This is a genomic window from Nitrosomonas supralitoralis (assembly GCF_003011925.2).
In the GTDB taxonomy this organism is placed as follows: Bacteria; Pseudomonadota; Gammaproteobacteria; order Burkholderiales; family Nitrosomonadaceae; genus Nitrosomonas; species Nitrosomonas supralitoralis.
This window is the reverse complement of record NZ_PXXU01000008.1, coordinates 60,978-86,787: the sequence shown is the minus strand read 5'-3', so window position 1 is coordinate 86,787 and position 25,810 is coordinate 60,978. Positions and strand designations below refer to the sequence as shown.

Below are 25,810 nucleotides of genomic sequence, written 5' to 3'. Positions count from 1 at the left end.
GCTTTCATGCTTAATATACATCCGGCAAATGCGTTTAGAGACAATTACATATGGATAATTCATAATCAAAATTATGCAGTTGTCATCGATCCGGGTATCGCAACTCCGGTCATTGAATATCTACAATTAAAGAAACTGCAACTCTGTGCCATTCTTATTACCCATCACCATAATGACCATACCGGAGGTATAGTTGAATTAATTAAGCTGTCTGATATTCCAGTCTACGGACCAGGCAATGAATCAATCGCTACCATATCAAATCCTGTACAACAAAACGATATCGTAAGCTTGCAGGAGATATCACTCAATCTCACAGTGTTAGATACACCTGGACACACCCGAGGACATATTGCCTATTATGGGTCAAATCCATGGAATATGATATTTTGCGGTGATACACTTTTTTCTTGCGGTTGCGGAAGGATATTTGAAGGATCTGCAGCGCAACTTTACCAATCACTACAAAAAATCTCTCAACTACCTGAGGATACTTTAATTTATTGCGCACATGAATATACTTTGGGAAATATACAATTTGCCAGAACAGTCGATCCGGAAAATAGAAAACTTAACGAGTTCGCAATCACTGCGCAAGAATTACGTCATAAAAATACTCCAACAATTCCGGCTACACTTGCACTCGAAAAAGCGATTAATCCATTCCTGCGCTGCGATCATCAGCAAATAATTAATAGTGCACAAAATTATTCTGGAAAGCCCATGCAAAATCCCGAGAATGTTTTCGCGGTCTTACGTGAATGGAAAAATAAATTCTAGGAAGTTGCAGTTTATATCGATACTGAAAGAAGAGATTATCAAAAAGCCCTGATTGATTTGTCTACTTACTCATTTGTGCAGAAAAATTTACGCCTCCGTCAGTTTTCCCCATGAATCGCGTAAAGTCACAGCACGGTTAAACACCGGCTTACCTGGCTTCATATCAATTCGATCCGCAATAAAATAGCCAGTGCGCTCGAACTGAAAGATTTGTTCAGACATCGCTTCACACAACGAAGGCTCCACATACCCAGTAATGATTTCCTTCGAATCTGGATTCAATGAGGATTTATAATCTTTGTCACCCCTATCCGGGTATGGATCGGTGAACAAACGATCATATAGCCGTATTTCAGCCGCTCGCGAGTGTTTTACTGATAACCAGTGAATATTACCTTTAACTTTTCGGCTTTCTGCACCAGATGTTCCACTTTTGGTGTCGGGATCATAGATGCAATGGATTGTCTCGATATCACCTTGTGCATTTTTATCCACTTGTACGCATTTGATGATAAAAGCATAGCGTAATCGTACTTCTGTGCCAGGAGAAAGGCGAAAATAGCCCTTGGTTGGCACTTCCATGAAATCATCGCGCTCAATGTACAGAGTTCTAGAAAAAGGGATAGTACGCTTTCCCCAATCCGGCTTTTGCGGATGATTCGGCGCAAAGCAATCTTCTTGCTGATCCTCCGGATAGTTGTCAATAATCAGCTTGACTGGCCTAAGAATAGCAATCCGACGCGGTGCATTTTCATTCAAATCTTCACGCAAACAGTCTTCCAGCACGCCCATATCAATCCACGAATCCGCCTTGCTGATGCCAATACGTTCGGCAAACAAACGGATAGCGCGAGGCGTAAATCCGCGACGACGCACTCCGGCCAGCGTGCTTAACCGAGGATCGTCCCAGCCGTCAATCAATTTGCTTTCCACCAGTTCGATCAATTTACGCTTGCTCATTACCGTATACGTCAAATTGAGACGAGCAAATTCGATCTGCTGAGGATGACAGGGTACTTTGTCGGCCAACTGATCCAACACCCAATCATATAGCGGGCGATGGTCTTCAAATTCGAGTGTACAGAGTGAATGCGTTATTCTTTCAAGTGCATCGGAAATACAATGTGTATAGTCATACATCGGATAAATGCACCATTGCTTGCCGGTACGTTGATGATGTACATGGCGAATTCGATAAATCACCGGATCGCGCATATTGATGTTGGGCGATGCCATATCGATCTTTGCTCTCAAGACATACTGACCTTCTGGAAATTCTCCGGCTTTCATCCGCCGAAACAAATCAAGACTTTCAGCGCTCGAACGATTACGGAATGGGCTGTTTATACCGGGATTGGTCAATGTGCCGCGCAGTTCACGAATTTCATCGGCAGAAAGACTTTCTACATAGGCTTTTCCACAGCTGATCAAATACTCGGCAAATTCATATAACTGATTAAAATAATCCGAAGAATAATAAAGATGTTGACCCCAATCAAAACCCAACCAGGAAACACTGTCACAAATTGAATCGACGTACTCTTGAGCTTCCTTTTCCGGATTAGTGTCGTCAAAACGCAAATGACACACGCCACCATAGTCGTGTGCAATACCAAAATTCAAACAAATGCTCTTGGCATGACCAATATGCAAGTAGCCATTCGGTTCGGGCGGAAAGCGTGTTTCAACGCGTCCATTCCATTTGCCGACACGATTATCTTCTTCTATGATTTGGCGAATAAAATTGGAAGGTGATGATTCTGCATGCAAACTAGTTTTCGATTTCTCTATCAAGGGGTATCTCTCAGCCTATAATTAATATTAAGGAAATGTTACTTATCCGTTTGAGTGCTCAGAAATTCACTCATTCACTCAAATTATTCGTTCAAATGTCATCTTTCTTCTCAATATGATTATAACGGCGATTAACGTAAAATCCACTATTCTTGAGCAAACCCGCCCTACCACTTCCGTTTGCTACAAAAGCATATCAACCAGGCAAAAAATAAAGAGTTCTAAATTTGACTTTTATCGCTATCTGACTTAGAATTCCTGGCTCTTTTTTGAATACGCAGGACAAGTTTTTTGTGAAAACATTTTCGGCCAAACCACACGAAGTAAATCATGACTGGTTCGTCATTGACGCAACCGATAAAGTTCTGGGGCGTCTTGCTTCACAGATCGCACATCGCTTACGTGGAAAACATAAACCGATCTATACACCGCACGTTGATACTGGCGATTACATTATCGTTGTCAATATCGACAAGATGCGAGTTACCGGCAACAAATTGGAAGATAAAATTTATTATCGACATACCGGTTATCCAGGCGGCATCTATGCAACTCCTTTGAACAAAATGCACGCACGCTTCCCGGCTCGTCCACTTGAGAAAGCAGTCAAAGGAATGTTGCCTAAAGGCCCCTTGGGATACGCAATGTTAAAAAAACTTAAAGTTTATGCTGGCGATACTCACCCGCATGCTGCTCAACAACCCATACCACTTGAAGTTAGAGCTTAATCTATGGCTACTCAATATAATTACGGCACCGGACGACGTAAAAGTTCCGTTGCACGCGTTTTTATCAAACCGGGAAAAGGCGCAATTATCATTAACAATAAACCAATTGATGATTACTTTTCACGAAAAACAGGACGCATGATTGTAAGACAGCCCCTGGAATTAACTGATAATGCCAATTCATTTGATATTATGGTAAATATTCATGGCGGGGGTGAATCAGGACAAGCTGGCGCGGTACGTCATGGTATTACCCGCGCACTCATCGATTACGATGCAACGTTAAAACCTACTTTGAGCAAAGCTGGTTTGGTCACTCGTGATGCACGTGAAGTAGAAAGAAAGAAAGTTGGTTTTCGTAAAGCACGGCGGCGCAAACAATTTTCTAAACGATAATTTTCTCGTATTAGAATTTCAAAAAAGCCGCCCAAATTTGAGCGGCTTTTTCATTTTCTTTTAAAGAATAGATATTATCTACACAGAACATAACAGGAGTCACAATGATTAATGTCGGTATTGTTGGTGGAACAGGATACACCGGCGTGGAATTACTGCGGTTACTGACACTTCATCCTAAAGTAAAAATCAAAGCGATAACCTCACGAAGCGAGGTTGGCATAAATGTCGCCGACATGTTTACCAATCTTAGAGGACATATTGACCTTAAATTTACTGATCCAGCGGATGCAAAACTCAATAAATGTGATTTAGTATTTTTTGCCACACCTAATGGCATAGCCATGAAACAAGCTGAATCCTTACTGAAAGCAGGCGTTAGAGTAATCGACCTGGCAGCAGATTTTCGTATAAAGAATGTTGCTGAATGGGAAAAATGGTATGGCATGCAGCACGCTTGTCCTGATCTGGTTGCTGAAGCAGTTTATGGCCTGCCTGAAATTAACCGCGAGCTAGTAAAGAATGCACGCCTTATCGCCAACCCCGGTTGCTATCCAACCGCTGTGCAACTTGGTTTCTTGCCGCTGTTGGAAGCCGGCGTCATAGACATCAATCATCTCATCGCCGATGTCAAATCGGGCGTTTCCGGCGCGGGACGTAAAGCCGAAGTACATACCTTGCATGCAGAAGCATCTGATAATTTTAAAGCCTATGGTGTTCCAGGGCATCGGCATTTACCAGAAATAAAACAGGGGCTTTCAAGTGTCGCCAAAAAAATGGTTAGCCTAACCTTTGTTCCACATCTAGTACCGATGATTCGCGGCATCCATGCCACGCTGTATGCCAAACTAACTCAGAAGATTAACCTGCAGGCTTTGTACGAAAAACGTTACCAGAACGAAGCTTTTGTCGATGTATTACCTACCGGAAAACACCCGGAAACTCGTTCGGTGCGTGGTTCTAATATTTGCCGCATCGCCGTGCATCAACCGCAAAACGGTGACACAGTTGTGATATTATCGGTTACTGATAATTTGATCAAAGGCGCGGCAGGGCAAGCCATACAAAACATGAATATCATGTTCGGCCTATCTGAAACGTTGGGGATTAATCAGATACCGCTGCTACCTTAGGAACACAATGCTCACAAAATCACATCCAGATAAATTGAACCGAACTCTGTAGAGCACGCCTCTGTGTATAAGTTTTTCCAGAGAAAACCCAAAATCCTATCTCCGCGTGTCGTCGTACAACCTTATTTGTCTTGGCAATCACGCCTGACAAGCGTTATTATCGGCTGTTCATTATTACTCCTGCTCTCTTGGGGCATGTACGAAATGGGGCGACTATCAGCCAACTTGCATGAGAATGTCATTGAAGAGAAATTGGCATACTTATTTGATCCCGGAACATGCAGACACACCAAGAAGCAAAAATTATGCACCCAGATCGGTGATTTGATTCAACAACTACAAATCAGCAACGCGGCTAACCAGGATCTTGCTGAAGAAATGAAGTTTCTTGCTAACGAAAATGATCAATTAAAAGAAAAACTGGAATTCTTCCAATATCTTATTGCCAGCAATACAAAAAGTGGAATTTCAATTTATCAATTTAGTCTGAAAGAAACTCAAATGCCTGGTGAGTACCGCTATGCATTGACATTAATTCAGGGCGGAGAGAGGCCTAACGATTTTAAGGGAAATTTAAGATTCACGGTTAAACTGACGCAAAATAACCAGAGTAAGGTGATACCGCTTACCAAAAAAAATCTGCAGCAAGATTTTCCTATTACTTTTAAATTCTTTCATAGATTGGAAGACAGTTTCAAAGCACCACCGAATTCCATCGTGGAGTATATTCATGTGGAAATTTACAGAAAGGGTAGCAAGAAAGTCATACTATCTGAAACTGCACAACCGACATTGTGAAGGAGAAAAGAGATGTTCGGTAGAAAAAAGAAGAATCAACTGGATCATCGTATTGATACTTTGATCGGCACAAACACGAGAATTACAGGTGATATTCATTTCACCGGCGGCCTTCGAATCGATGGGCATATTACTGGAAACATCTTTGCAATCGATGATGAGCACAGCACACTGGTTCTCAGCAATGAAGGTAGCATCAAAGGTAAAATTAAAGCCACCAATGTTGTCATTAACGGAACCGTTTCCGGGCCCATTGACGCACAAGGATATCTGGAATTACAAGAAAAAGCCAAAGTGTACGGTGATGTTCATTATGGTTCTATAGAAATCCAACTCGGCGCCTCTGTTGATGGAAAAATGATTCATCAGTACAAACAGGACTCAGCGGGTGCGCAACAATCAGATAAAATGATAACATTAGCTCCAGCAACCGATCAGCAACACACTGCTGCTGAAAATGATTCACTCTGATGTATATGCTGTATAGTATTTAAAACCCATAATTTGACAATTACTGTAAAAACCAATATGAGCACTGAACTGAACATTCCTCTTAATTTCACTGAAAATGCAGCTTCTAAAGTTAAACAACTGATTGAAGAAGAAGGTAACAACAATCTTAATCTTAGAGTTTTTGTCAGCGGCGGCGGTTGCTCAGGTTTTCAGTATGGCTTCACTTTTGATGAATTGATCAATGAAGATGATACTGTAATGGAACGAGATGGTGTCAAACTACTAGTTGATCCTATGAGTTTTCAGTATTTAATCGGCGCTGAAATCGATTATCAAGAAAATATTCAAGGCGCACAATTCGTCATCAAAAATCCTGGCGCCACCAGCACTTGTGGTTGCGGATCATCATTCTCGATATAACGTATCTGCATACTATTCAGGCAGGGTATATAGCTCCCAGAATCCTGCCACCTTTCGCTCCTGTAACTCCTGTCAGATTGCCCGCTTTACGCAAAATTGCCTGTTGTGCCAGCCATGCAAATGCGAAAGCCTCCACCCAATCGATCGTTATACCTAATCGATCAGTCAGCGCCACTTTTTTACCTTGCATTACCTCAGTGAGTTGACTCATCAAAAAGGAGTTATGTCCTCCTCCACCACATATATAAATTTCTTCCGCACCCAAGCAATATGTATGGATAGACCGGGAAATTGACATGACAGTTACTTGTAACAACGTTGCTTGAACATTCTCCGGCGACTCACTGCCTCGCATCTTTTGTTCCAGCCAATGGAGATTAAACAAATCCCTGCCCGTGCTTTTAGGTGGCTTATGAGCAAAAAAAGGATCCGCCAATAAGGCATCCAGTAAAGCAGGAACAACCTGACCGGTTGCTGCCCACAGTCCATTCTTATCATAAATCTTTCCGATATGCTGTAAGCACCACGCATCCATTAATACATTACCCGGTCCACAATCAAACCCCGTGACAAAATGATGAGGATCAAGATTTGTAATATTAGCTATGCCGCCAATATTAACGATTACGCGATGACAATCTGATTTTTTAAAAACAGCTTCGTGAAACGCGGGCACCAGCGGAGCGCCTTGCCCGCCCGCAGCGATATCCCGGCTTCTTAAGTCAGTGACTACTGTGATTCGGGTTAATTCAGCCAACAAAGCCGCATTGACAAGTTGTATCGTATAGCCCTTGTCTGGTTCTGGGCAATGTCTAATCGTTTGCCCATGACACCCTATGGCAATAATCTGTTCCGGAAAAACACCCGCACTTTCCAGCAAACCTGTAGTTGCCTCTGCAAACAGATAAGACAATTGGTTACTGAGCATTGCAGCGCGATGAAGTTCATCGTAATCAGACTGATGTAGAGACAACAATGCTTCTCGCAGATCATTGTTATATGGACAAAAGTGAGTCCCTAATAATAACGGGGGCGTAGTCCGCAAATCCACCAAAACGACATCCACACCATCCAGACTGGTGCCTGACATCAGGCCTATATAGTAAGTGGCTTCCACCTATTCAAGTATATCGGGAAATATTAAAGATTAATTTTCTATCAAGAAATTGACGGTTTGCACACCTGAACAAACCGTCAAACGACAAAAATTATAGATTTTACTCTATCGAAGCGAGATGAATGTTGCGCATGATGTTCAAACGAGCCAGCAAAGCATGTGTTTCTTTCTGGAATGTATTTAAATCGCGCTTTGCTATCGGCGGTGCAGTTGGCAAAACTACTTTAGTTGGATCACGCTGCACCCCATCCACACGTAATTCATAATGTAAGTGAGGACCGGTCGCCATGCCTGTCGAACCCACGTAACCGATTACATCTCCCTGGTTCACACGTTTACCTTTACCTAACCCGGTTGCAAAACGAGATAGGTGACCATAGGCCGTTTCGTATTTACCATTATGTTTGAGCACAATCAGATTGCCATAACCTCTTTGCGAGCCGGAAAAAGCAACAATTCCACTCGCCGTAGCTTTTACAGGAGTGCCGGTAGGAGCTGCATAATCAATGCCACGGTGCGCGCGCCATTCTTTTAGTATGGGATGAAAGCGTCGATTCGTAAAACCGGAACTTACACGTGTAAAGGCGAGCGGTGAAAGTAAAAATGCTTTACGTAAGCTGTCACCTTCAGGAGTGTAGTACCCATCTGCACCATTGTATGATTTGAAATAAATCGCCTGATGCGATTTTCCTTTGTTGACAAACTCAACGGCCAACACGCGACCAGTTTTAGCGCGTCTACCATTATTTGAAAATGTTTCATAAACTATAGTAAAGCGATCTCCCTGACGTAGGTCCCGGTAAAAATCGATTTCTGAAGCAAATATTTCAGTCAGTTGCAGAGCAATATTATTGGGTATACCGGCATTATCCGTCGCACCAAATAACGAATTGTTAATCACACCGGATTTCATATGAATCTGTGCATCCAATTCAATCGACCGTTCGGTCATCTTGAACTCATCGTCCGTTTTTTCCATCAAAAACAGTTCTTCATTACCGAAGAAATAACGCAACGATAACAATTCCCCTTCAGCGGTCGTTTGTGCATAAACGGTTTTACCGGGTCTAAGCTGCCGCATCGCACGACTATCGCGCGCCGCCTGAAGAAAATAGGTAGAATCTTGACTGCTGACATCCAATCGGTTCAAGATTGCGGCGATCGTATCACCACGCTGGATGCTTTCCTGACGCCAGAAGATTTGATTAGATTGCGCCTCGGCAAGAGCGTCTGGAATAGATAATTCAAGGTCAAGAACAATTTCTTCTACTGGAACCTCTCCAAATGACGGAGATTTAGGAGCAATACCAAATGCAGTGACGATACCAAATAGTGGAATGCTGGATAAAGCCACCAGCCAGCGAATTGATTTTTTTGTTAATTTTGATGATTTTTGAGCTAGAATCCTTTGTTTGCTGCTAATAGGCGTATATAGCACTATGAAGTACCTCCAGTCATAACAAGACAGGCGCGAGTCTAACATGAAAATAGTCAATATGTACTAATAAACGACTACAAATGACCTAACGAGTCATTTCAAAATATCCCATTATCATTAAATATCATAGACATAAAAAAACAGTGAACAAATCAATAAAATCTCAACTTGAAATCATAAAACGCGGCTGTCAGGAGCTACTAGTCGAAACCGAGCTGGAAACTAGGCTTACATCCGGCAACCCGCTGCGTGTAAAAGCCGGGTTCGACCCGACAGCACCAGATTTACATCTGGGTCATACGGTGTTACTAAACAAATTGCGCCAACTGCAAGATATTGGACACCATATTCTATTCCTAATCGGTGATTTCACCGGCATGATCGGAGATCCTAGTGGGAAAAACAGTACCCGCCCACCACTCACCCGGGAACAAGTTGCAGAAAATGCTCGATCCTACACCACACAAGTCTTTAAAATATTGAAGCCGGAACAAACTGAAGTGGTGTTTAATTCCACCTGGATGGATAAAATTAGTGCCGCGGATCTGATCAAACTGGCTGCAACCCATACCGTTGCGAGAATGCTGGAACGAGATGACTTCGACAAACGCTACCGTAACAATCAAGCAATAGCCATTCATGAATTTTTGTATCCGTTGATTCAGGGCTACGATTCTGTCGCACTCAAAGCGGATCTTGAATTGGGTGGAACCGATCAAAAGTTCAATTTATTGATGGGACGTGAACTACAAAAGCATTTCGGACAAGCGCAACAATGTATCCTTACAATGCCGTTACTTGAAGGGTTAGACGGTGTTAACAAAATGTCCAAGTCATTGAATAATTATGTCGGCATCACGGAAAGCCCAACCGAAATTTTCGGTAAGTTAATGTCGGTTTCGGATCAACTTATGTGGCGTTACTTGGACTTGCTATCCTTTGAATCCTTGCAGACCATCCAAAAATGGCACGAAGAAGTCGAAGCAGGCCGCAATCCCCGTGATATCAAAGTCATGCTGGCACAGGAAATTGTTAGTCGCTTCTACGATCGGGCTAGTGCTGAGGATGCACTGATCGACTTTGAAGCACGATTTAAACATGGCGCATTACCCGAAAACATACCGAAAAAAATACTCCAGGCACAGGGCAACGAAATACCTTTGGTACAATTATTAAAACAAACAGGACTGACCGCCAGTACCAGTGAAGCACTACGCATGATTGAGCAAGGCGCTGTCAAATTGAACAATGAGAAAGTAACCGACAAATCGACTCAAATAGCGCGTGGCACATCTGTTGTGATACAGGTTGGCAAACGAAAGTTTGCCAACGCTATCATTCAATAAACAAAACAACATCGCAAAAAAATTGCAGAAAATAGAAGAATCCAGTATAGTTCCGGGTTCAACGTTGAACAGAGTTGTATTTTCTGATCAGCTTTGCATGGCTTCATCGTTCCTGACCTCTCCAATTTTTCAAGTTTTTCCGAAAAAGTGCAACAACTTTGGTTAGCGGCGATGCTTTTTAACGCGCTGACAAGGCTTCGCACAATCAACATTCGCGGCATGTAAGTTATGCCTGTGTGTTTCGTTGTCTGTATTTTTTAGGAAAATAACGTGTCTTTTGAAGAATTAAATTTACACCCGTCAATACTTAAAGCAATTCAAGAAGCAGGGTATACCACCCCAACACCGATTCAGCAACAAGCCGTACCCGAATTAATTGCCGGCCACGATATCATGGCTTCGGCACAAACAGGTACCGGCAAAACCGCTGCATTCATGCTACCGGCATTACATGCGCTGGCAACACCGGCGCAAATCCGCAGCCGCGGACCGCGCGTTCTGGTGCTGACACCGACCCGTGAGCTGGCACTGCAGGTATCTGAAGCTGCCAAAAAATACGGCAAGTATTTACCGCGCATCAATGTAGTGAGCATCCTAGGTGGCATGCCCTATCCATTGCAGAATAAATTGTTATCACAGCCGGTTGATATTCTGGTAGCTACGCCCGGACGATTGATTGATCATATTCAACGCGGACGTATCGATTTCAAACGCTTGCAAATGCTCGTATTGGACGAAGCTGATCGCATGTTGGATATGGGCTTCATTGATGATGTCGAAACCATCGCAGCCGCCACACCGGCCACCCGGCAAACATTACTGTTTTCCGCTACGCTGGACAACGCGATCGACAAAGTTGCCACAAAATTATTAAAAACTCCGAAACGTATTCAAGTATCATCGCAAAAAGCCAAGCTTGATAATATCGAACAACGACTACATTATGCCGACGACATGTCGCACAAAAACCGCCTGCTCAATCACGTATTGCGCGACGAGAAATTAAAACAAGCCATCGTTTTTACAGCCACCAAACGTGATGCCGATTCCTTGGCGGACAACTTGTATGCTCAGGGCTATGCCGCTGCCGCATTACATGGCGATATGAATCAACGCGAACGTAACCGTACGCTGACACGGTTACGTAATGGCGGTCTGCGTGTATTGGTAGCCACCGATGTCGCCGCCCGTGGCATTGACGTTGCTGATATCACGCATGTCATCAATTTTGACTTACCGAAATTCGCCGAAGATTATGTGCATCGCATTGGTCGCACAGGTCGTGCGGGTGCAGCAGGCGTGGCTGTTTCGTTCGCCTCATCGAAGGACAGCGCGCACCTGACAAAAATTGAACGTTACACCGGTCAGCGCATTGCATCACATATCATCCCTGGTCTCGAACCGCGTATCAAACCACGCTTTCAAGGTAACGGTCCCAGAGGTACACCTAGCGTAACGCAAAAACGCAAACGCTCGCCTTTCGCTGGGCAAGACAGTCGATCAAACTTCGGAGCAACCGGCGAATCCGGTCGAAATCGTAATGGTCAGCCACGCGCTCGCACAATTGATCAGGACAACCGTGGAAATTCTTTCCGGAATAATAACGGCAACAAGGCCAACTACCAAGCCGCACGCTCCAAGTAACTGCCTGTAAAGCCGCATTGCTTTGAAAAAACCAGAGCGCAATGTGGCTATCTCAAACTGTTAGAGAGATACATAACGCCTGAATTCAGCGGCATTTGAATCAGCTTCTGCTTTTGCGATAGCAAAAATGGGTGACGGGTCAAATGTCCGCTGCATTGATTTGTTGGGCATCACGAGCATGCCATCACCAACTCGGCCGATGCAGTACTCAAACATACTCCGATGAATAGCCAAGTAGTGCCCATTGTCGCAACGTAAAGACCGCCAGTGTGTGCTTCCTCCAATTTCTTCTTTACTTGATTTAGCTCTTCGTGACGTTTACCCATCTCAGCATTCATTTCTGTAGTTAGCTTTCTTTCGGTTTCGTCTATTTTCTCTTGCGCTGCAGAAATTTCTTGCTGTAAAAACTCAATGTTTCTCTCCGCTGTACGCACTCTGTCTTCTAATGTGGAACTGGGAGGCAACCCAGCCATCACTGCTGCGCGGGCCGACATAGATCCAGCGCCCGTAGCAGTAAAGGATGTCGAAACGATTCTCGGCTGATAGCTAGGGTAACGTTTGCTCCAAGCTTTGGCCGCCTCGATCAATGTGGGCCGACCAAAAAGTTCTCCAGTTGACCGAATGCCAATTATTACGGTGATCATGCCTAGAATTTGCAGTCCAAGCCCCGTAAGGCGAATTGTTGACTCATTGCATATTGGGCCGAATGCAAAATAGCCAGAGGTAATTACCGTCATGAGCGTGAGCCATAATAGCTTTGGTTCCCACAACCACGCAGCCACCCATCGCGACCAAAGTAACAGCCGTTTTCTTGATAAAGGCTCATTCATCTCTAAATTGACGCCTAGCGTAATATATAAAACATCTCGTCCAATAATCTATCAAATAATGTCGCATAATCTTATTTGTTGATGATTATCATCATTATAATATTGCTTTATATTTTATTAAATAATAAATGTTTCGGGAAAATACGACTTCACCGTCTGCCCGCTAAAGAAATGCTGGATCAAGTACGGAAAATGATTCGTTTCAAGCATTATAGTTTAACAACCGTTGAATAAATAACTGTATAGCGATGCTGCGCTGTTGGAAACGGGCTCAAAATGCTCATTCATTATGCATAAACTGCGCTTTTTCACCTCTTTTTACCTTGCGTCAGCTACTTAGAACGGTTTTCAATAGCCTGTTAAGTTTGGGAAATACCTGTATCTCATGAATTAATCACTAATTTGTGTTAATGACAGACGTCATCCGTCTGATATAGCTACGCAATGGAGGTATGACAAGGGTTGTTACCTTATCTGGTCATTGAGCGCTGAACCAATGGGGTCATGCGTTCAGGTTCACGGAAAAACTGTTTATCGCACCATTACACTGGGGCTTTGTGATTCTGGGCTGGGCAGGATTATGCGCAGGTAGAGTATTGCCACACAAACTATCACCCGTTATTTTTACCTGACCAATAAAACCGGGAACAACGTAAACAGAAAAATTCTGAACAATCATATCGTTCCTTAGTCTTACTTGTTTGTAACAATTGTTCCCATGAACTGTTTCAACTGATCATGGAAAAACCAGATTTTTGAGAAACGTTTTCGAGAAAGTCAAAACAAGGCAAAAATAGACGAAAGAAACCAGCATCTTATTGTCTAATAAATGAGCATTCTTACCCTACTTCTGACGTAGCAACGACTTGTTGAAGTGGGTAAAAATACTCAAAAAGATTATTGATCAATGTGTAAAGAGGTTTTGAATGAGACAAATTATTAAACTATTGATTTCAGTTGCTATACTTGCCGCAGTATTCTCTTCAGGTCTAGCCGCAGCTCACGGCAAGGTATCCTTGGAATCCGATATTTGCATGCGTAATATTTCTGGCAGCATGGTGCATCTGAGTACTTATCAACCTCAACACGATCCGGAAGCAGAATACTGCACTGAAATTCCTAAAGAAGGCGAAACTTTGTGGGTTCTGGATCTTGTCGATCAAGCGCTGCGAGATATGCCGATTGTAATCAAAATCGTTAGAGGCAGCGGTCAAGCGTTAAGCGATACGATAGCAACTTTATATTCGAATAGTCATTCGGATGGCATCATTAAGGGAGAATTTAACCTGGATGGAGGGGAATATACTTTATTTGTAACAGGAGAAGGAGTACCGCCACTGCAGTACGAGTATCCACTGCGAATACAGATGACAGATTATAAGGAGGCATTCTTCAGTGCCATACCCTATATCATTGCATTCCTTTTGATCGCACTATTCACAGATAAGCTACTGAAGAGGCGTCAAATTCAGCACTAACAATACCCGTTGCTCTATTCTGCGCCATTACAGCAATGGCAATCATTTTATTGTAGAGGCGGTGGCGGTGGATTACCGGGCGGTGGTGGAGGAATAAAATTTTCAGCTGTCGCCCCCGCTTTCCTGCTTCCCGTATTTCTACTCGATGAATTATGAATAACTCTACCATCGACGGGAACACTGTGTCCTTTGGAATACATGCACTGAACATAGCTATTATCATATCGCTGCTGGCTAGCATAACCTGAAGCTGTCGCATTACTTGAACCAAGCACACTGCCAAATAAGAGACCGATCCCAGCACCGATTGCCGCACCATGACCACCCCCTAAAATAGCACCTGCCGCGGCGCCAAGCCCACTGCCCAATGCTGCGTTTTCGATACCACTCATCCGCGATGTGGTTCGCGGTGTATAACCATCGACTTGTTCGTACGCATACTGCTTGCATACATATTCATCAGACCGAAACTGCTCAAAGTTTTTACCGGAACCTGGTAATGCCATCACACTGGGTCCGGTTGGCAAATGAACGCAAGCAACCAGAAACCCGGTCATTAGAATAGCCATTAAGTTTCTTAGTGTTAACATATTAATCTCCCCACATCACTCCATTGTTGGTTGAGGAGCTACTTGTATCCAACCTTCCGGACAACTTTCGATATTTGGATAGTAACCTCCCGAGTTCTGGCAATAGTGCCAGTAATTAACTTGTGGCTGGACCGAAAATTGTTCACGCTGAACATAGACTGGCGGAATAACCGGAGCCACAACTCTTGTTCCATACCTATAATGAGGCATCATGAATATTGAGCCACCAGGATAGCCATAGGAACGAAATTGATAGAATCCTGGCCCATAAAAACCGGAATTGTAGCCACCGATATTGATACCAAAGTTTAAATGACTATGATGTTTATGACCATGCCCTCCGCGAGCCCAGATAACATCAGTTACAATCATGGCAAACAAAGCAATGATCAAATAACTCCAATACAAATTTTTCATGCGATCACCTTTTTGGTTCGTTCTTCAGATTGTATTAATTCAGAACTGAATGAATGCTGAATACCCGACCCTCCAGATGTCGCAAACCAATTACTCCATCAGATTGGCGAGCAACGCTCAGCCGCAACAAATGGATGCGCCCTGGATTACGCCGGGGTTGCTTTCTAATATTGATAACAAGCCAAAAAATCATTTGGAAAATAACATCAAGATTTCCCATTCGCGAACTCTCTTCAAAGTTGTTGCCATAAGCACTCTGCTTCACTTTGATGATTACTCTGTGATACAACTTTGTTAAGTAAGCTGCACGTAAATATTCTTTTCAGACCCATTCGGCGCTAGTAGCGAATTGCGTAATTATTTCGTCGTTCGATGCAGCAGAGTACAAATGGAAATGAGAAAAATGTTATCCGCCATAACATGCCCTACAGGCAATTAAATAACTTTTCTCAGCCTACGCGACGCTTGCTTCGAAGCAAGCCGAAGTCTGGAATCAGATTTAACTAGGAAGGATTTACATGCTCTTTATACAATGACCGGTATTCTGAAATGCAATCAATGTCCTAACGGAATGCCTTGCTATTATCCAAACTTGCTCTTTCGCCAGACTCTGATTACAAGTATAATTTGTTCACTTTTCCCCATATACCGCCAATTTTCCAATCTATTGGTGGATTTTCGAGGATTGGAAAAAAAATGAAATCGCCTATTCGTATTGCTGTGACCGGTGCAACCGGACAGATTTGTTATAACCTGCTATATCGAATTGCAGCAGGTGACATGTTGGGTAAGGATCAGCCAGTTATCCTGCAATTACATGACATTACTGAAGCTCAGTCTGCTTTTGATGGCATCGTCATGGAATTGTACGACTGCGCTTTTCCGCTGTTAACTGAAGTTGTCACCACTGATAATCCTGAAGTTGCGTTCGAAAATGCCGATATTGCTCTATTGGTAGGTGCGCGGCCGCGTGGAGAAAATATGGAGCGCAAGGATCTGCTTGCAGCCAACAGTCCAATATTCATTTCACAAGGAAAAGCACTTAATACATCCGCCAAGCGCAATGTTAAAGTATTGGTCGTTGGCAACCCGGCCAATACGAATGCTTACATCACTTTAAAAAATGCTCCTGATATTGATCCAGCAAATTTTTCAGCAATGTTAAGATTGGATCACAATCGCGCATTGTCTCAAGTTGCGCTTAAACTTCAAATGCCAGTGTCAGATGTTAAACGAATAATCGTTTGGGGTAATCATTCGAGCACACAATTCCCTGATCTAAGTCACGCCTTGGTGGGAAACGACAAAGTTACTTCTTTAATAACCGATACCGCATGGGTAAACAATCACTTTATTCCAGTAGTACAAAAACGCGGCGCAGCAATTATCGAAGCGCGACATGGCAAATCGAGTGCAGCGAGCGCAGCCAATGCTATTATCAATCATATGCAGGATTGGATTTTTGGTACGCGAGAAAATGATTGGGTCTCGATGGGCGTACCTTCGAATGGATGCTACGGAATCCCAAGTGGCGTCATCTACAGCTTCCCTGTCACTTGTCGGGAAGGCCAATACACAATCGTTGAGAATCTGGTAACAAGCCAATCAGACCAAGCAAGAATGCAACAAAGCTACCAAGAGCTGATAGCGGAACAGGAAGCCATCAAACATTTGTTGACTTAAAAAAATCAAACAGATCCACAAATCCGTTGTTAAGATCCTAATGAGACGCCATACTGGCTGCTTGACGAATCGCAGTTAATAAAGCAGTATCCAAATGTCCGTCAGCGATACGTTGTGTTTTCTGCTGGAAACGACTGATCGCCTTACGAGTCGCTGAGCCCAATACGCCATCGGCTTCACCTGCATCAATACCTAATGTCAACAAATCTAACTGAAGTTGGCGAACCTGCTCTCGAGATATTTTATCTTTATCAATCATAGGCGTGCGATGCAATGCCGCCGCACCAGCGATACGATCCGCCAGATGACCAACCGATAACGCGTAAAACTCTGAACGATTCCAACGCATTATGACGTTAAAATTCCTTGAAACTAAAAAAGCAGGTCCGTGATGGCCGGAAGGTACAAGCAAAGCAAATTTATGTTCTGTCGAGGTTAGAGGAGTTCCTGCAACTGAGCTAACTCCTAGTCTCGTCCATTCTGCCACACTTAACATTCGATCGCGTCCAGCTAACGAATAATCAAATGAAGGCGGCAATCGAACCTCCTGCCCCCAATCCAATCCTGGAACCCAACCCAATTGCCGCAAGAAATTGGCTGCAGATCCCATGGCATCAGAAAGACTGCCCCACAAATCACGACGCCCATCACCATCAACATCTTTGGCATAGCTTAAGAAAGTCGATGGCATAAATTGCATATGACCCATGGCACCCGCCCAGGAACCTATCATCCTTTCATGAGAGATATCTCCAGCGTCCAGAATCCGCATAGCATTGAGCAATTCCTGCGTAAAAAAAGTGCTCCGCCGCGGGTCACAAGCTAATGTAGCCAACGAGTCAGTCACCAACCAATCACCAAAATATCCACCATAGTTTGTTTCAAGCCCCCAGAATGAAACCAGATATTGTGCCGGAATACCTGTTTCAAGCTGAATCTTTTCTAGCAATGTGCGGTATTGGATCAATAACTCTCGGCCGCGTTGAATACGTTCATCATTGATACGCGCATTAAAATAACCAGAAAATGTTTGCGTGAATTCAGGTTGACGCCGATCCAGTTCAATCACACGTGGAATATGTTTGGCCTTATCTAACACCTGTTTGACTGTTTTATCTGAAATACCCTCTGATTTTGCTTGAATCTTCATTCTGGAAATACATTCATCAAAACTGATCGTTTCAGCATAAATGGACTGAGTGAAGATCAACACTGCTAACACAACAACGATACTTGAACAGGATTTCTTACAATTTGTGCTTGGCACCAAGCAAGAATTCATAAAGTGAAGTGGTGCAGCAATTCCAGGCATGGTTTATTTTCGATGAGGACAATTAAGTTTAATACAGTCGGCATAAAGCGACAGCGAGTGTTCTTGTAGGGTAAAGCCTCGTTCTTTGGCAATGTTTATTTGGCGTTCCTCAATTTCTGGATCGTAAAATTCTTCAACGCGACCACATTGCAAACAGACCAGATGATCATGATGACCATCTCCCTTTAATTCAAATACCGCTTTACCGCTTTCAAAATGATGTCGCTCAAGTAGACCGGCTTGTTCAAACTGCGTGAGAACACGATAAACAGTCGCCAGTCCGATATCTTCACCTTCATTGAGCAATTCTTTATAAACGTCTTCAGCAGACAGGTGCCGCACACTGCTTTGCTCAAATAAATTCAATATTTTCAGTCTTGGCAACGTGGTTTTGAGACCCATATTTTTAAGATCTATGCTTTTCAAGCTATCGGAGTTACTCATGGTTATTTCTATCCGGAAAATTATTTACTGTATCATATAGTGCTGTGCTCACTTTGGAAACATACTATTCATAAAATGGCTGTAAAATTTTCCGCACTGCTTGTTTTTCTATTACTCACAGGATGTTCTATCCTTCCTCACATACTATACAAAATTGATGTTCAGCAAGGTAATGTTGTTTCAGATGAAATGCTGGAAACATTAACACCTGGCATGACCAAATCACAAGTACTCTTCGTCATGGGCTCTCCACTAATCGTTGATGCTTTCCGTGAGAATCGATGGGATTATGTATATTTGATGCGAGAGCAAGGAGACTTGGTTGAGCATAAACGGCTAACCCTTATTTTTGAAAATGACACATTAATCAATATCGAAAATTATATGAAATTTTCGCAAGAATCCATTAAAACCAAGCCAACCGAGAGTAACTCTAATGATAATGAAACCAAACCAGATCATGAAGGAAAAAAATAATCCAATAAAATTAATCCTTATTTAACAAACCCAAGATCATTGCAGGAATAAAATGACAACTCAAAAAATTGCGATTGCTGGCTGTTCCGGGCGCATGGGACGTACATTGCTGGAAGCTGTCACACAAGCACCGGATATGAAACTAACGGCTGCTCTGGAAAGAACAGGCAGCCCTTACCTGAACAAAGATGCAGGAGAATTAATAGGAGCACATTGCGGAATTCCGATTGTCGATGACTTTGTAAGCGCCTTAAAAGATTGTCATCATTTGATTGATTTCACTCGACCCGAAGGCACTCTGGCACACCTTTCTGTTTGTCGGGAAACTGGAGTAAAAATGGTAATTGGCACAACCGGCTTCTCTACCGCAGAAAAAGCTCAGCTCAAAGTAGCGGCGAAAGATATTGCTATTGTATTTGCACCCAACATGAGCGTCGGCGTGAATGTCACTTTCAAATTATTAGAAATTGCCGCCAAGGCATTGAATGAGGGCTATGATATTGAAATTATCGAGGCTCATCATCGACATAAAGTTGATGCTCCATCCGGCACCGCTTTGCGTATGGGGGAAGTGATCGCGCAAACTTTAAAAAGGGATTTAAGCGAAGTAGCGGTTTACGGACGAGAAGGCGTGACGGGTGAAAGAAAACCGGAGACTATCGGTTTTGCAACCATTCGTGCAGGAGACATTGTGGGTGACCATACCGCGATGTTTGCCGGCATCGGTGAATGCGTCGAAATTTCGCACAAAGCCAGTAGCCGGATGACATTCGCCATGGGAGCATTGCGCGCAGTGCGTTTTCTGACTGACAAACCCAACGGATTGTTCGATATGCAGGACGTATTGAGTTTACGTTAATTCTACTTATGGCAACTTACGCAATTGGTGATTTGCAGGGCTGCTTTACGGCTTTCCAGCGACTGATCGAGTTGATCCGGTTTGATCCAGTGCAAGACAAACTGTGGTTAGTGGGAGACATCGTTAATCGCGGTCCTGATTCACTATCACTATTACGTTATATCAAACAAGCTGGTGACGTCATATTGATGGTATTGGGAAATCACGACTTGCACTTGCTAATGGTTGCCGCGGGAAAAGCAAAAAACCACCCCAGCGACACCATCCAACCGATTCTTGATGCACCTGATCGGGATGAGCTACTGCATTGGTTGCGACACCAAAAATTATTTCATGCCGAAGGCCAATATGCCATGGTGCATGCAGGCCTGTTGCCTTCCTGGTCAGTGTCGCAGGCAGAGCAACTAGCTCGTGAAGTCGAGAGCGCTTTACAACAGGATAATTTTCAGGAACTGCTTGCATTAATGTACGGCAACGATCCCGATCACTGGCAAAACGAATGGACTGATCATAGGCGCTTGCGGGTTATTATTAACGCAATGACACGGATGCGTGTGTGCACGTTAGAAGGCAAAATGAATTTTACCTATAAAGGAAACATACAATCCATTCCGTTCGGTTATTTCCCATGGTTTAGCATACCCCACCGGCTCAGTCAAAACAGCACTGTTATTTGTGGTCACTGGTCAGCACTGGGATTGTACTTAACCGACAATTTGATTGCATTAGACACGGGATGCGTATGGGGCGGACAACTGACTGCTATCCGTCTTGAAGATCGGAAAGTTTTTCAGCTTCCTTGTGCACGATAGGCACCGACAAGGTATCGGCAATCGCCTGCTCTGATAGTCGTGCTAATTCACGGCGGTTTTTCGTACCGCACAAAATCGGGGAATTAAAGGTCAATTCCACATCAATTCTCGTCTGACTTAGTATTCTTCGCAAAGACAAAACCAGCGATGACTCTATATAGGCCGCTTCTTGACAAACTTCGCCGGCACTATTGCGATATCGAATGGCAACAGGATAAAGCAATGCATCGGTTATGACAGCCGATTGTAGTAGCGATGCATGAAAATGATTTAATTGTGTACCTTCGGTTGTCGTACCTTCTGGAAATACGGTAACCCGTTCTCCTTTTTCCAGTACATCACTGATTTGTCGATTGATGCGCAAGGTATCAGTACGTTTAGCGCGCTCAATAAACAATGTACCGACATTCTTACTCAGCCGACCCAGAATCGGCCAGCGGCTGATTTCGGCTTTAGCTACAAAGCGGGTCGGACAAGCTGTCATTAACACACAGACATCCAGCCAGGAAACATGGTTGGAAGCCATCATCACGCATGGAATTTCCACCGTAGGTAATCTTCCATGACATTGCAATCTGATTGCAAGTATAGACAACAAATCGCCAGACCAACGTTGCATCATTTTGCGTTGAATCGGTAAAGGAAAATAGGGATACACCAGTGATTGCAGCAAGCCTGAGGCAACATGAAACAGTAAGCGCATCAAGCGGATAAAGCGCAATAACACTGGAGTACTTTTTTGCATGAGAAGTAATGAGCGCATGCGCTATGTTTGATGACAACTGCTACATCAAGCCGTCCAACTTTCTTTTGCAGCAGTTTTAAATGCTGTGATACGCACAAAAGACAATATATGTGCGTATCACAGCATTTAGACGATAAATCTATGAAAAAACCGGATATCAATAAGAAATATTCGGTCCTTCAAGCCAGTGACAATCCGAAATCAAACACATTCCTCCCAGACTTTTTAATACCGGCCTCAATTCGTTAACGACTTTTTGTGCTTGATCTTCTTTACAGGCAAGAACCAGCATGATATTTTCTTCCTCCATCAATACATCATGAGGGTTTCGCACACCACGCGACCCGAGCCCGCCGACATTTTTAAGAACAGTGTAGCCACGCACCCCACACTTATCTAACAATTCTACCAATTGCTCGAGTTGTTCAATACCAACGACCATCTCGAATCGTTTCATTGCGATTGTATTATTCATAACTTGCTCCCCCAAACTATCAGTAGTTATTCAAAAAATAGCAATTTTTAAACCGATCAAGAAATAGCCAAACCTTCAAGCCAAAGACATTCCGAAATCAAGCACATACCTCCAAGACCTTTTAATGCTGGTTTTAGTTCGTTAACAACCTTTTGTGCTTGCTCTTCTTTACAGGCGAGAACCACCATAACATTCTCTTCTTCCAAAATGACATCATCAGGGTTACGCACGCCACGCGACCCAAGTCCGCCTATATTTTTAAGAACAGTGTAGCCAGTGACTTTACATCTGTTTAACAATTCCATCAATTGCTCGAGCTGTTCGACACCGACGACCATCTCGAATCGTTTCATTGCGATTGTATTATTCATAATTTTCCTCTACAGAAAGGTCATTAAACATTCAAAAAATAGCAGCTATTAAACTGGAATAGCATGAAACCAATGCGACATCTCCCAGTAGATTGGCACACCCAGAAATATATTAAACGGGAAAGTCACGCCCAGTGAAGCACCTATTGAAACCGCTGGATCTGCGTCTGGAACCGCAATACGCATGGCTGCAGGAGCGGCGATATAAGAGCAACTGGCATACAACACCGCCATTAACATAGTGCCTCCTTCCGATAAGCCAAATAACCAACCTAAATAAGCACCAAAGAATCCAGCTGTTAGCGGAAACAGTATACCAAATGTAATTAAAAATACACCTTTTTCCATAACGGCTCTCAATCTCGATGCTGCCAGCAAGCCCATTTCCAGCAAGAAGAAGGCCAACACGCCCATAAACAGATCCATGAACATTTTATCCAGCGGTGATACATTCTGCGTTACTCCGGCATAGTAACCAATAATCACGCCTGCTAGCAATAAATAAAGACTGGTACCAGTCAGAATTTCGTGCATTAATTTGCCCCATTGAGTTTTCTCTCCACCAGCACCTGCACGCGCCAGAATCGTACCAGTTACCAATGCTGGAATCTCCATCAACGCCATGATCAGCACCATATAACCTTCGGAAGGTTCATCCTTGCCCGCCAAGAAAGCCACCCCCACGGCAAACGTTACCGCACTCACCGAACCGTAATGCGCGGAAATCGCCCCCGCATCCGCCTGAGTGAATTTACCGACGAATCTCAGTATCGGATAAGCTGTCAGTGGAATCAGTGCCGCCAAAACAACCATAGAGAGAGCGATTGGCAGCACCTCCATGATTTCGTACTTAGCCATCGATACACCACCTTTAAAACCAATGGCGATCAACAGAAACAGACTCAAACTTTTGTATAAAGCTTCAGGTATTTTCAGGTCAGATTTGATTACACCTGCCAGAACCCCGAATACAAAAAACAAAACAACTGGTTGTATAGTTACCATGCAATACTCCCTAATTTATCGATTAGAAACCATTTAAATTTAAAAATTTTTACCACAACACACCCTTGAAAGTGTCGTAAATTCGGCATAAGAAAGATAACCCCAAAGACATATGGCTTTGGGAGGGACTTAATTCTTTAGCCGAGATTCTACGAAACGTAACAACCTAGTTGATGTAGGCGACGATAAGAAACACTCTTCTTAGATCTTGAAACCCGTGACTGAACTGTCCTTCACCAGGAAACGTTAACACAGGAAATGTGAATAATTCGTGAAGATAGCATAGGACTATCTAACCAATTATTAAGGAAAAATAATATGAAACGTGGTACCTTTGCCGGGTGTACTAACCACTTCTATTTCCCAGCTATAGTAATTACAGATTCGCTTGACAATCGCAAGTCCGATACCCAAACCCTCTCCTTGTTCAGAACCGCGAAAAAAACGCTCATAGAGTAAGGGCAAATACGCAGGCTCTATTCCGATGCCTGAGTCTGAAATTGATAATCGACGATCGTTAAACTCAACACGGATAAAACCACTCTCAGTGTACTGTACGGCATTCCGGAGCAGATTCATTAATGCAGTATGGAGCGCCTGACGATTAACGATAATTGTCACTGAGGGTGCAATGTTCACTTCAAATTTTAGTTGCTTCCGATAAATTTCTGAGCATATCGGTTCAACTGCATCAAAAACACATTCAGCCACGGCAACAGGTTCTGTAACTCCTAACCCCTGTTCACGAGCCAAAAACAGTAACGCTTGTAATTGCTCCCCCATGCGCGTGGCGGCTGCTTCGATCATTTTTATTCGATAATGCGCTCTGGCTGGTACATCGGGTGTTGCGACCAACAATTCACAACTGGTTAAAATGGTTGTGATTGGAGTTCTTAATTCATGACTCACATTGGCAGTAAATTCCTGCTCTCGTTGCAACATACGCTTAATGCGAATCTGATAATCATCCAGTGCATGAGCTAGTTGCGCAACTTCTTCATCCATATCCGGTCGCGCCAATAACCCGGTTTGAGCCCCATCCGTTGCTAGCTGACTGACACGATCAGCCAAATCAGTGACCTGCTTAACCAGTACCCTAGCTAACAGGTAACCTACCACAAACGCAATGACAACAACGATAAACCATGAAATCAAGATAATCAGTCTAAGTTTGCTTAATCGTTGCTGATGCAGCGCAATTCGATAAGCAACAAGAAATTTTGCTCCATCTAACTCACGTACACGAATATGGTAATTTTCGAGACCGTAGTATACTTGATGATAGCCTGAATTAAATCCGCGCAAATAAGCAGGAATCTGCAACTCGTCATTCATATCGTGAATTACATAGCTTTTCAGATTTGAGCCGACTTGCGGAATAAAATCTAAATGTATTTGATAACGCTGAACAAGATGATCCATTTCCATATCAATTACTTGTTCAATATGCGCCTCTTCGATATCATCAGAGACGAAATATAGAATAATGCACAACGTCCCGACAATAAAAATGCTAAATGTTGACAGCGCTACCGCGACACGATAGCGCAGGCTATGTTCATTCGGAAATCTGAGCACGAGATGTCAGGCAATAACCAAGCCCATGAACCGTTTCGATTGGATCGTAACCGCCTGCTTTGGTTAAAGCACGCCGTAAAATATGCATGTGACTGCGCAATGTATCACTGGTTTCCTGAACATCCTCCCAGGCTTCTAATTCGAGCTCCTCGCGGCTAAATACCCTGCCCGGCTCACTCATCATTAGCGCTAGTAAGCGTATACACTTAGGTGGAAGCTTCACATTCTTATTCTCAAAGCGAATAGACAATGTTTTAGGGTCAAAAGAAAGCTTGTCAAATTCCAATGTGCGATTCGCAACCTTCCCAAGATGCCTTTTATGCAGTGCTAATAAGCGTGCTTCTACCTCTTTGAGTGCAAATGGTTTAATGAGATAGTCATCTGCTCCCTGCTCAAAACCAGCCAGCTTATCTTCCAGCGTATCACGCGCTGTCAGCATCAAAATAGGTGTATCAATCTGCGATTCCTGGCGCAATTTTCGACACAATGTCATACCATTCATGCCCGGCAACCCCAAGTCAAGTAAAATTGCATCAAATCTTTGTGTCACAGCCAAGTGCAACCCTGCAACCCCATTCGCGGCAGCATCGGCAGTATGCCCTCTAGATTCCAGAAAATCATAAAGATTTGCTGCAATCGCCAAATCATCTTCAATAATCAAAATATGCATAATCCTTTCCTGCGACA

General features: G+C 43.4%; 30 protein-coding genes. 15 read left to right on the top strand and 15 right to left on the bottom strand.

Annotated features, from left to right (window positions below; all coding sequences use genetic code 11):
• Positions 1-6 precede the first annotated feature (6 nt).
• Positions 7-780 carry a hydroxyacylglutathione hydrolase gene (gloB, locus tag C7H79_RS04260; protein ID WP_106706051.1) on the top strand — a complete coding sequence of 258 codons (774 nt, stop codon included), beginning with the start codon at positions 7-9 and terminating at the stop codon, positions 778-780.
• A gap of 87 nt (positions 781-867) precedes the next feature.
• Here gloB and C7H79_RS04255 read toward each other — a convergent pair whose 3' ends face one another.
• Positions 868-2,574, bottom strand: coding sequence for a glutamine--tRNA ligase/YqeY domain fusion protein (locus tag C7H79_RS04255; protein ID WP_242447136.1), 1,707 nt, complete (start codon positions 2,572-2,574; stop codon positions 868-870).
• Positions 2,575-2,867: 293 nt separating this feature from the next.
• On the opposite strand from C7H79_RS04255, the gene rplM reads away from it, so the two are divergent.
• From rplM to erpA, 6 genes are all read left to right on the top strand, one after another.
• Positions 2,868-3,302: a 50S ribosomal protein L13 gene (gene rplM, locus C7H79_RS04250; protein WP_106706067.1), complete on the top strand. Its 435-nt coding sequence runs from the start codon at positions 2,868-2,870 to the stop codon at positions 3,300-3,302.
• Positions 3,303-3,305: 3 nt separating this feature from the next.
• The gene (gene rpsI / locus C7H79_RS04245) at positions 3,306-3,698 is read left to right on the top strand and encodes a 30S ribosomal protein S9 (RefSeq protein WP_106706049.1); all 393 of its coding nucleotides are present in this window, start codon (positions 3,306-3,308) and stop codon (positions 3,696-3,698) included.
• Between the two features lie 104 nt (positions 3,699-3,802).
• Positions 3,803-4,831, top strand: coding sequence for an N-acetyl-gamma-glutamyl-phosphate reductase (argC, locus tag C7H79_RS04240; protein ID WP_106706048.1), 1,029 nt, complete (start codon positions 3,803-3,805; stop codon positions 4,829-4,831).
• A 63-nt stretch (positions 4,832-4,894) separates the two neighbouring features.
• On the top strand, positions 4,895-5,629 hold the full coding sequence (locus C7H79_RS04235) for a DUF6776 family protein (RefSeq protein WP_242447135.1): 735 nt from the start codon (positions 4,895-4,897) through the stop codon (positions 5,627-5,629).
• A 12-nt stretch (positions 5,630-5,641) separates the two neighbouring features.
• On the top strand, positions 5,642-6,100 hold the full coding sequence (locus tag C7H79_RS04230; RefSeq protein WP_106706046.1) for a bactofilin family protein: 459 nt from the start codon (positions 5,642-5,644) through the stop codon (positions 6,098-6,100).
• Positions 6,101-6,157: 57 nt separating this feature from the next.
• Complete coding sequence (erpA, locus tag C7H79_RS04225) at positions 6,158-6,502, top strand: iron-sulfur cluster insertion protein ErpA (protein ID WP_106706045.1); 345 nt, start codon at positions 6,158-6,160, stop codon at positions 6,500-6,502.
• A 16-nt stretch (positions 6,503-6,518) separates the two neighbouring features.
• On the opposite strand, the gene C7H79_RS04220 is transcribed toward erpA, so the two are convergent.
• Both C7H79_RS04220 and C7H79_RS04215 read right to left on the bottom strand, forming a co-directional pair.
• The gene (locus C7H79_RS04220; protein WP_106706044.1) at positions 6,519-7,619 is read right to left on the bottom strand and encodes an anhydro-N-acetylmuramic acid kinase; all 1,101 of its coding nucleotides are present in this window, start codon (positions 7,617-7,619) and stop codon (positions 6,519-6,521) included.
• A gap of 100 nt (positions 7,620-7,719) precedes the next feature.
• Positions 7,720-9,102 carry a peptidoglycan DD-metalloendopeptidase family protein gene (locus tag C7H79_RS04215; protein WP_309477319.1) on the bottom strand — a complete coding sequence of 461 codons (1,383 nt, stop codon included), beginning with the start codon at positions 9,100-9,102 and terminating at the stop codon, positions 7,720-7,722.
• A 98-nt stretch (positions 9,103-9,200) separates the two neighbouring features.
• Here C7H79_RS04215 and tyrS point away from each other — a divergent pair, with 98 nt between their 5' ends.
• Together tyrS and C7H79_RS04205 are read left to right on the top strand one after the other, a co-directional pair.
• Positions 9,201-10,403 carry a tyrosine--tRNA ligase gene (tyrS, locus tag C7H79_RS04210; protein WP_106706042.1) on the top strand — a complete coding sequence of 401 codons (1,203 nt, stop codon included), beginning with the start codon at positions 9,201-9,203 and terminating at the stop codon, positions 10,401-10,403.
• Between the two features lie 270 nt (positions 10,404-10,673).
• Positions 10,674-12,047 (top strand): DEAD/DEAH box helicase, encoded by a 1,374-nt coding sequence (locus C7H79_RS04205; protein ID WP_106706041.1) that lies wholly within the window; start codon positions 10,674-10,676, stop codon positions 12,045-12,047.
• A 170-nt stretch (positions 12,048-12,217) separates the two neighbouring features.
• Here the strand turns inward: C7H79_RS04205 and C7H79_RS04200 are convergent, their stop codons facing one another.
• The gene (locus C7H79_RS04200) at positions 12,218-12,877 is read right to left on the bottom strand and encodes a hypothetical protein (protein ID WP_106706040.1); all 660 of its coding nucleotides are present in this window, start codon (positions 12,875-12,877) and stop codon (positions 12,218-12,220) included.
• Positions 12,878-13,365: 488 nt separating this feature from the next.
• Here C7H79_RS04200 and C7H79_RS18745 point away from each other — a divergent pair, with 488 nt between their 5' ends.
• Together C7H79_RS18745 and C7H79_RS04190 are read left to right on the top strand one after the other, a co-directional pair.
• A complete protein-coding gene (locus tag C7H79_RS18745; protein WP_106706066.1) occupies positions 13,366-13,509 on the top strand; it encodes a methane monooxygenase/ammonia monooxygenase subunit C in 144 nt (47 codons plus the stop codon).
• A gap of 294 nt (positions 13,510-13,803) precedes the next feature.
• A complete protein-coding gene (locus C7H79_RS04190; protein ID WP_106706039.1) occupies positions 13,804-14,355 on the top strand; it encodes a hypothetical protein in 552 nt (183 codons plus the stop codon).
• A 47-nt stretch (positions 14,356-14,402) separates the two neighbouring features.
• Here the strand turns inward: C7H79_RS04190 and C7H79_RS04185 are convergent, their stop codons facing one another.
• The 3 genes from C7H79_RS04185 to C7H79_RS04175 are packed head-to-tail and all read right to left on the bottom strand — an operon-like array spanning position 14,403 to position 15,582.
• On the bottom strand, positions 14,403-14,945 hold the full coding sequence (locus C7H79_RS04185) for a glycine zipper family protein (RefSeq protein WP_106706038.1): 543 nt from the start codon (positions 14,943-14,945) through the stop codon (positions 14,403-14,405).
• Between the two features lie 15 nt (positions 14,946-14,960).
• Positions 14,961-15,362 (bottom strand): hypothetical protein, encoded by a 402-nt coding sequence (locus C7H79_RS04180; RefSeq protein WP_106706037.1) that lies wholly within the window; start codon positions 15,360-15,362, stop codon positions 14,961-14,963.
• Between the two features lie 34 nt (positions 15,363-15,396).
• A complete protein-coding gene (locus C7H79_RS04175; RefSeq protein ID WP_172592349.1) occupies positions 15,397-15,582 on the bottom strand; it encodes a hypothetical protein in 186 nt (61 codons plus the stop codon).
• 476 nt (positions 15,583-16,058) lie between these two features.
• On the opposite strand from C7H79_RS04175, the gene C7H79_RS04170 reads away from it, so the two are divergent.
• Entirely contained in the window at positions 16,059-17,045 is a 987-nt protein-coding gene (locus C7H79_RS04170; protein WP_106706035.1) for a malate dehydrogenase, read from the top strand.
• A gap of 37 nt (positions 17,046-17,082) precedes the next feature.
• Here the strand turns inward: C7H79_RS04170 and C7H79_RS04165 are convergent, their stop codons facing one another.
• The gene (locus C7H79_RS04165) at positions 17,083-18,195 is read right to left on the bottom strand and encodes a lytic murein transglycosylase (RefSeq protein WP_242447134.1); all 1,113 of its coding nucleotides are present in this window, start codon (positions 18,193-18,195) and stop codon (positions 17,083-17,085) included.
• A gap of 165 nt (positions 18,196-18,360) precedes the next feature.
• Entirely contained in the window at positions 18,361-18,801 is a 441-nt protein-coding gene (gene fur, locus C7H79_RS04160; protein ID WP_106706034.1) for a ferric iron uptake transcriptional regulator, read from the bottom strand.
• A 75-nt stretch (positions 18,802-18,876) separates the two neighbouring features.
• Here fur and C7H79_RS04155 point away from each other — a divergent pair, with 75 nt between their 5' ends.
• The 3 genes from C7H79_RS04155 to C7H79_RS04145 are packed head-to-tail and all read left to right on the top strand — an operon-like array spanning position 18,877 to position 20,949.
• On the top strand, positions 18,877-19,278 hold the full coding sequence (locus C7H79_RS04155; RefSeq protein WP_106706033.1) for an outer membrane protein assembly factor BamE: 402 nt from the start codon (positions 18,877-18,879) through the stop codon (positions 19,276-19,278).
• 52 nt (positions 19,279-19,330) lie between these two features.
• Positions 19,331-20,137 carry a 4-hydroxy-tetrahydrodipicolinate reductase gene (gene dapB / locus C7H79_RS04150; protein ID WP_106706032.1) on the top strand — a complete coding sequence of 269 codons (807 nt, stop codon included), beginning with the start codon at positions 19,331-19,333 and terminating at the stop codon, positions 20,135-20,137.
• 8 nt (positions 20,138-20,145) lie between these two features.
• A complete protein-coding gene (locus C7H79_RS04145; RefSeq protein WP_106706031.1) occupies positions 20,146-20,949 on the top strand; it encodes a symmetrical bis(5'-nucleosyl)-tetraphosphatase in 804 nt (267 codons plus the stop codon).
• Here C7H79_RS04145 and C7H79_RS04140 read toward each other — a convergent pair.
• The 6 genes from C7H79_RS04140 to C7H79_RS04115 form a co-directional block, all read right to left on the bottom strand.
• Positions 20,900-21,694 (bottom strand): lysophospholipid acyltransferase family protein, encoded by a 795-nt coding sequence (locus C7H79_RS04140; RefSeq protein ID WP_106706064.1) that lies wholly within the window; start codon positions 21,692-21,694, stop codon positions 20,900-20,902. The two genes, C7H79_RS04145 and C7H79_RS04140, sit on opposite strands and share 50 nt — an antisense overlap.
• Before the next feature lie 157 nt (positions 21,695-21,851).
• Entirely contained in the window at positions 21,852-22,169 is a 318-nt protein-coding gene (locus C7H79_RS04135) for a DUF190 domain-containing protein (RefSeq protein ID WP_106706030.1), read from the bottom strand.
• 56 nt (positions 22,170-22,225) lie between these two features.
• Positions 22,226-22,540, bottom strand: coding sequence for a DUF190 domain-containing protein (locus C7H79_RS04130; protein ID WP_106706029.1), 315 nt, complete (start codon positions 22,538-22,540; stop codon positions 22,226-22,228).
• A 48-nt stretch (positions 22,541-22,588) separates the two neighbouring features.
• Positions 22,589-23,545 carry a sodium-dependent bicarbonate transport family permease gene (locus C7H79_RS04125; RefSeq protein ID WP_106706028.1) on the bottom strand — a complete coding sequence of 319 codons (957 nt, stop codon included), beginning with the start codon at positions 23,543-23,545 and terminating at the stop codon, positions 22,589-22,591.
• A 303-nt stretch (positions 23,546-23,848) separates the two neighbouring features.
• Positions 23,849-25,123 (bottom strand): sensor histidine kinase, encoded by a 1,275-nt coding sequence (locus C7H79_RS04120; protein ID WP_106706027.1) that lies wholly within the window; start codon positions 25,121-25,123, stop codon positions 23,849-23,851.
• Positions 25,104-25,793, bottom strand: coding sequence for a response regulator transcription factor (locus tag C7H79_RS04115; RefSeq protein WP_106706026.1), 690 nt, complete (start codon positions 25,791-25,793; stop codon positions 25,104-25,106). The genes C7H79_RS04120 and C7H79_RS04115 overlap by 20 nt, the downstream gene beginning before the upstream one ends.
• Between the last annotated feature and the right edge of the window lie 17 nt (positions 25,794-25,810).

Coding starts and splice junctions, on each gene's coding strand:
- erpA (WP_106706045.1), top strand. CDS start 6,158: ATGAGCACTGAACTGAACATTCCTCTTAATTTCACTGAAAATGCAGCT.
- C7H79_RS04175 (WP_172592349.1), bottom strand. CDS start 15,582: ATGGGAAATCTTGATGTTATTTTCCAAATGATTTTTTGGCTTGTTATC.
- C7H79_RS04135 (WP_106706030.1), bottom strand. CDS start 22,169: ATGAATAATACAATCGCAATGAAACGATTCGAGATGGTCGTTGGTATT.
- C7H79_RS04145 (WP_106706031.1), top strand. CDS start 20,146: ATGGCAACTTACGCAATTGGTGATTTGCAGGGCTGCTTTACGGCTTTC.
- fur (WP_106706034.1), bottom strand. CDS start 18,801: ATGAGTAACTCCGATAGCTTGAAAAGCATAGATCTTAAAAATATGGGT.
- dapB (WP_106706032.1), top strand. CDS start 19,331: ATGACAACTCAAAAAATTGCGATTGCTGGCTGTTCCGGGCGCATGGGA.
- C7H79_RS04140 (WP_106706064.1), bottom strand. CDS start 21,694: ATGCAAAAAAGTACTCCAGTGTTATTGCGCTTTATCCGCTTGATGCGC.
- C7H79_RS04155 (WP_106706033.1), top strand. CDS start 18,877: ATGGCTGTAAAATTTTCCGCACTGCTTGTTTTTCTATTACTCACAGGA.
- C7H79_RS04170 (WP_106706035.1), top strand. CDS start 16,059: ATGAAATCGCCTATTCGTATTGCTGTGACCGGTGCAACCGGACAGATT.
- C7H79_RS04165 (WP_242447134.1), bottom strand. CDS start 18,195: ATGAAGATTCAAGCAAAATCAGAGGGTATTTCAGATAAAACAGTCAAA.
- C7H79_RS04190 (WP_106706039.1), top strand. CDS start 13,804: ATGAGACAAATTATTAAACTATTGATTTCAGTTGCTATACTTGCCGCA.
- C7H79_RS04230 (WP_106706046.1), top strand. CDS start 5,642: ATGTTCGGTAGAAAAAAGAAGAATCAACTGGATCATCGTATTGATACT.
- C7H79_RS04130 (WP_106706029.1), bottom strand. CDS start 22,540: ATGAATAATACAATCGCAATGAAACGATTCGAGATGGTCGTCGGTGTC.
- C7H79_RS04180 (WP_106706037.1), bottom strand. CDS start 15,362: ATGAAAAATTTGTATTGGAGTTATTTGATCATTGCTTTGTTTGCCATG.
- C7H79_RS04125 (WP_106706028.1), bottom strand. CDS start 23,545: ATGGTAACTATACAACCAGTTGTTTTGTTTTTTGTATTCGGGGTTCTG.
- C7H79_RS04115 (WP_106706026.1), bottom strand. CDS start 25,793: ATGCATATTTTGATTATTGAAGATGATTTGGCGATTGCAGCAAATCTT.
- argC (WP_106706048.1), top strand. CDS start 3,803: ATGATTAATGTCGGTATTGTTGGTGGAACAGGATACACCGGCGTGGAA.
- C7H79_RS04215 (WP_309477319.1), bottom strand. CDS start 9,102: ATGTTAGACTCGCGCCTGTCTTGTTATGACTGGAGGTACTTCATAGTG.
- rpsI (WP_106706049.1), top strand. CDS start 3,306: ATGGCTACTCAATATAATTACGGCACCGGACGACGTAAAAGTTCCGTT.
- gloB (WP_106706051.1), top strand. CDS start 7: ATGCTTAATATACATCCGGCAAATGCGTTTAGAGACAATTACATATGG.
- C7H79_RS04200 (WP_106706040.1), bottom strand. CDS start 12,877: ATGAATGAGCCTTTATCAAGAAAACGGCTGTTACTTTGGTCGCGATGG.
- C7H79_RS04185 (WP_106706038.1), bottom strand. CDS start 14,945: ATGTTAACACTAAGAAACTTAATGGCTATTCTAATGACCGGGTTTCTG.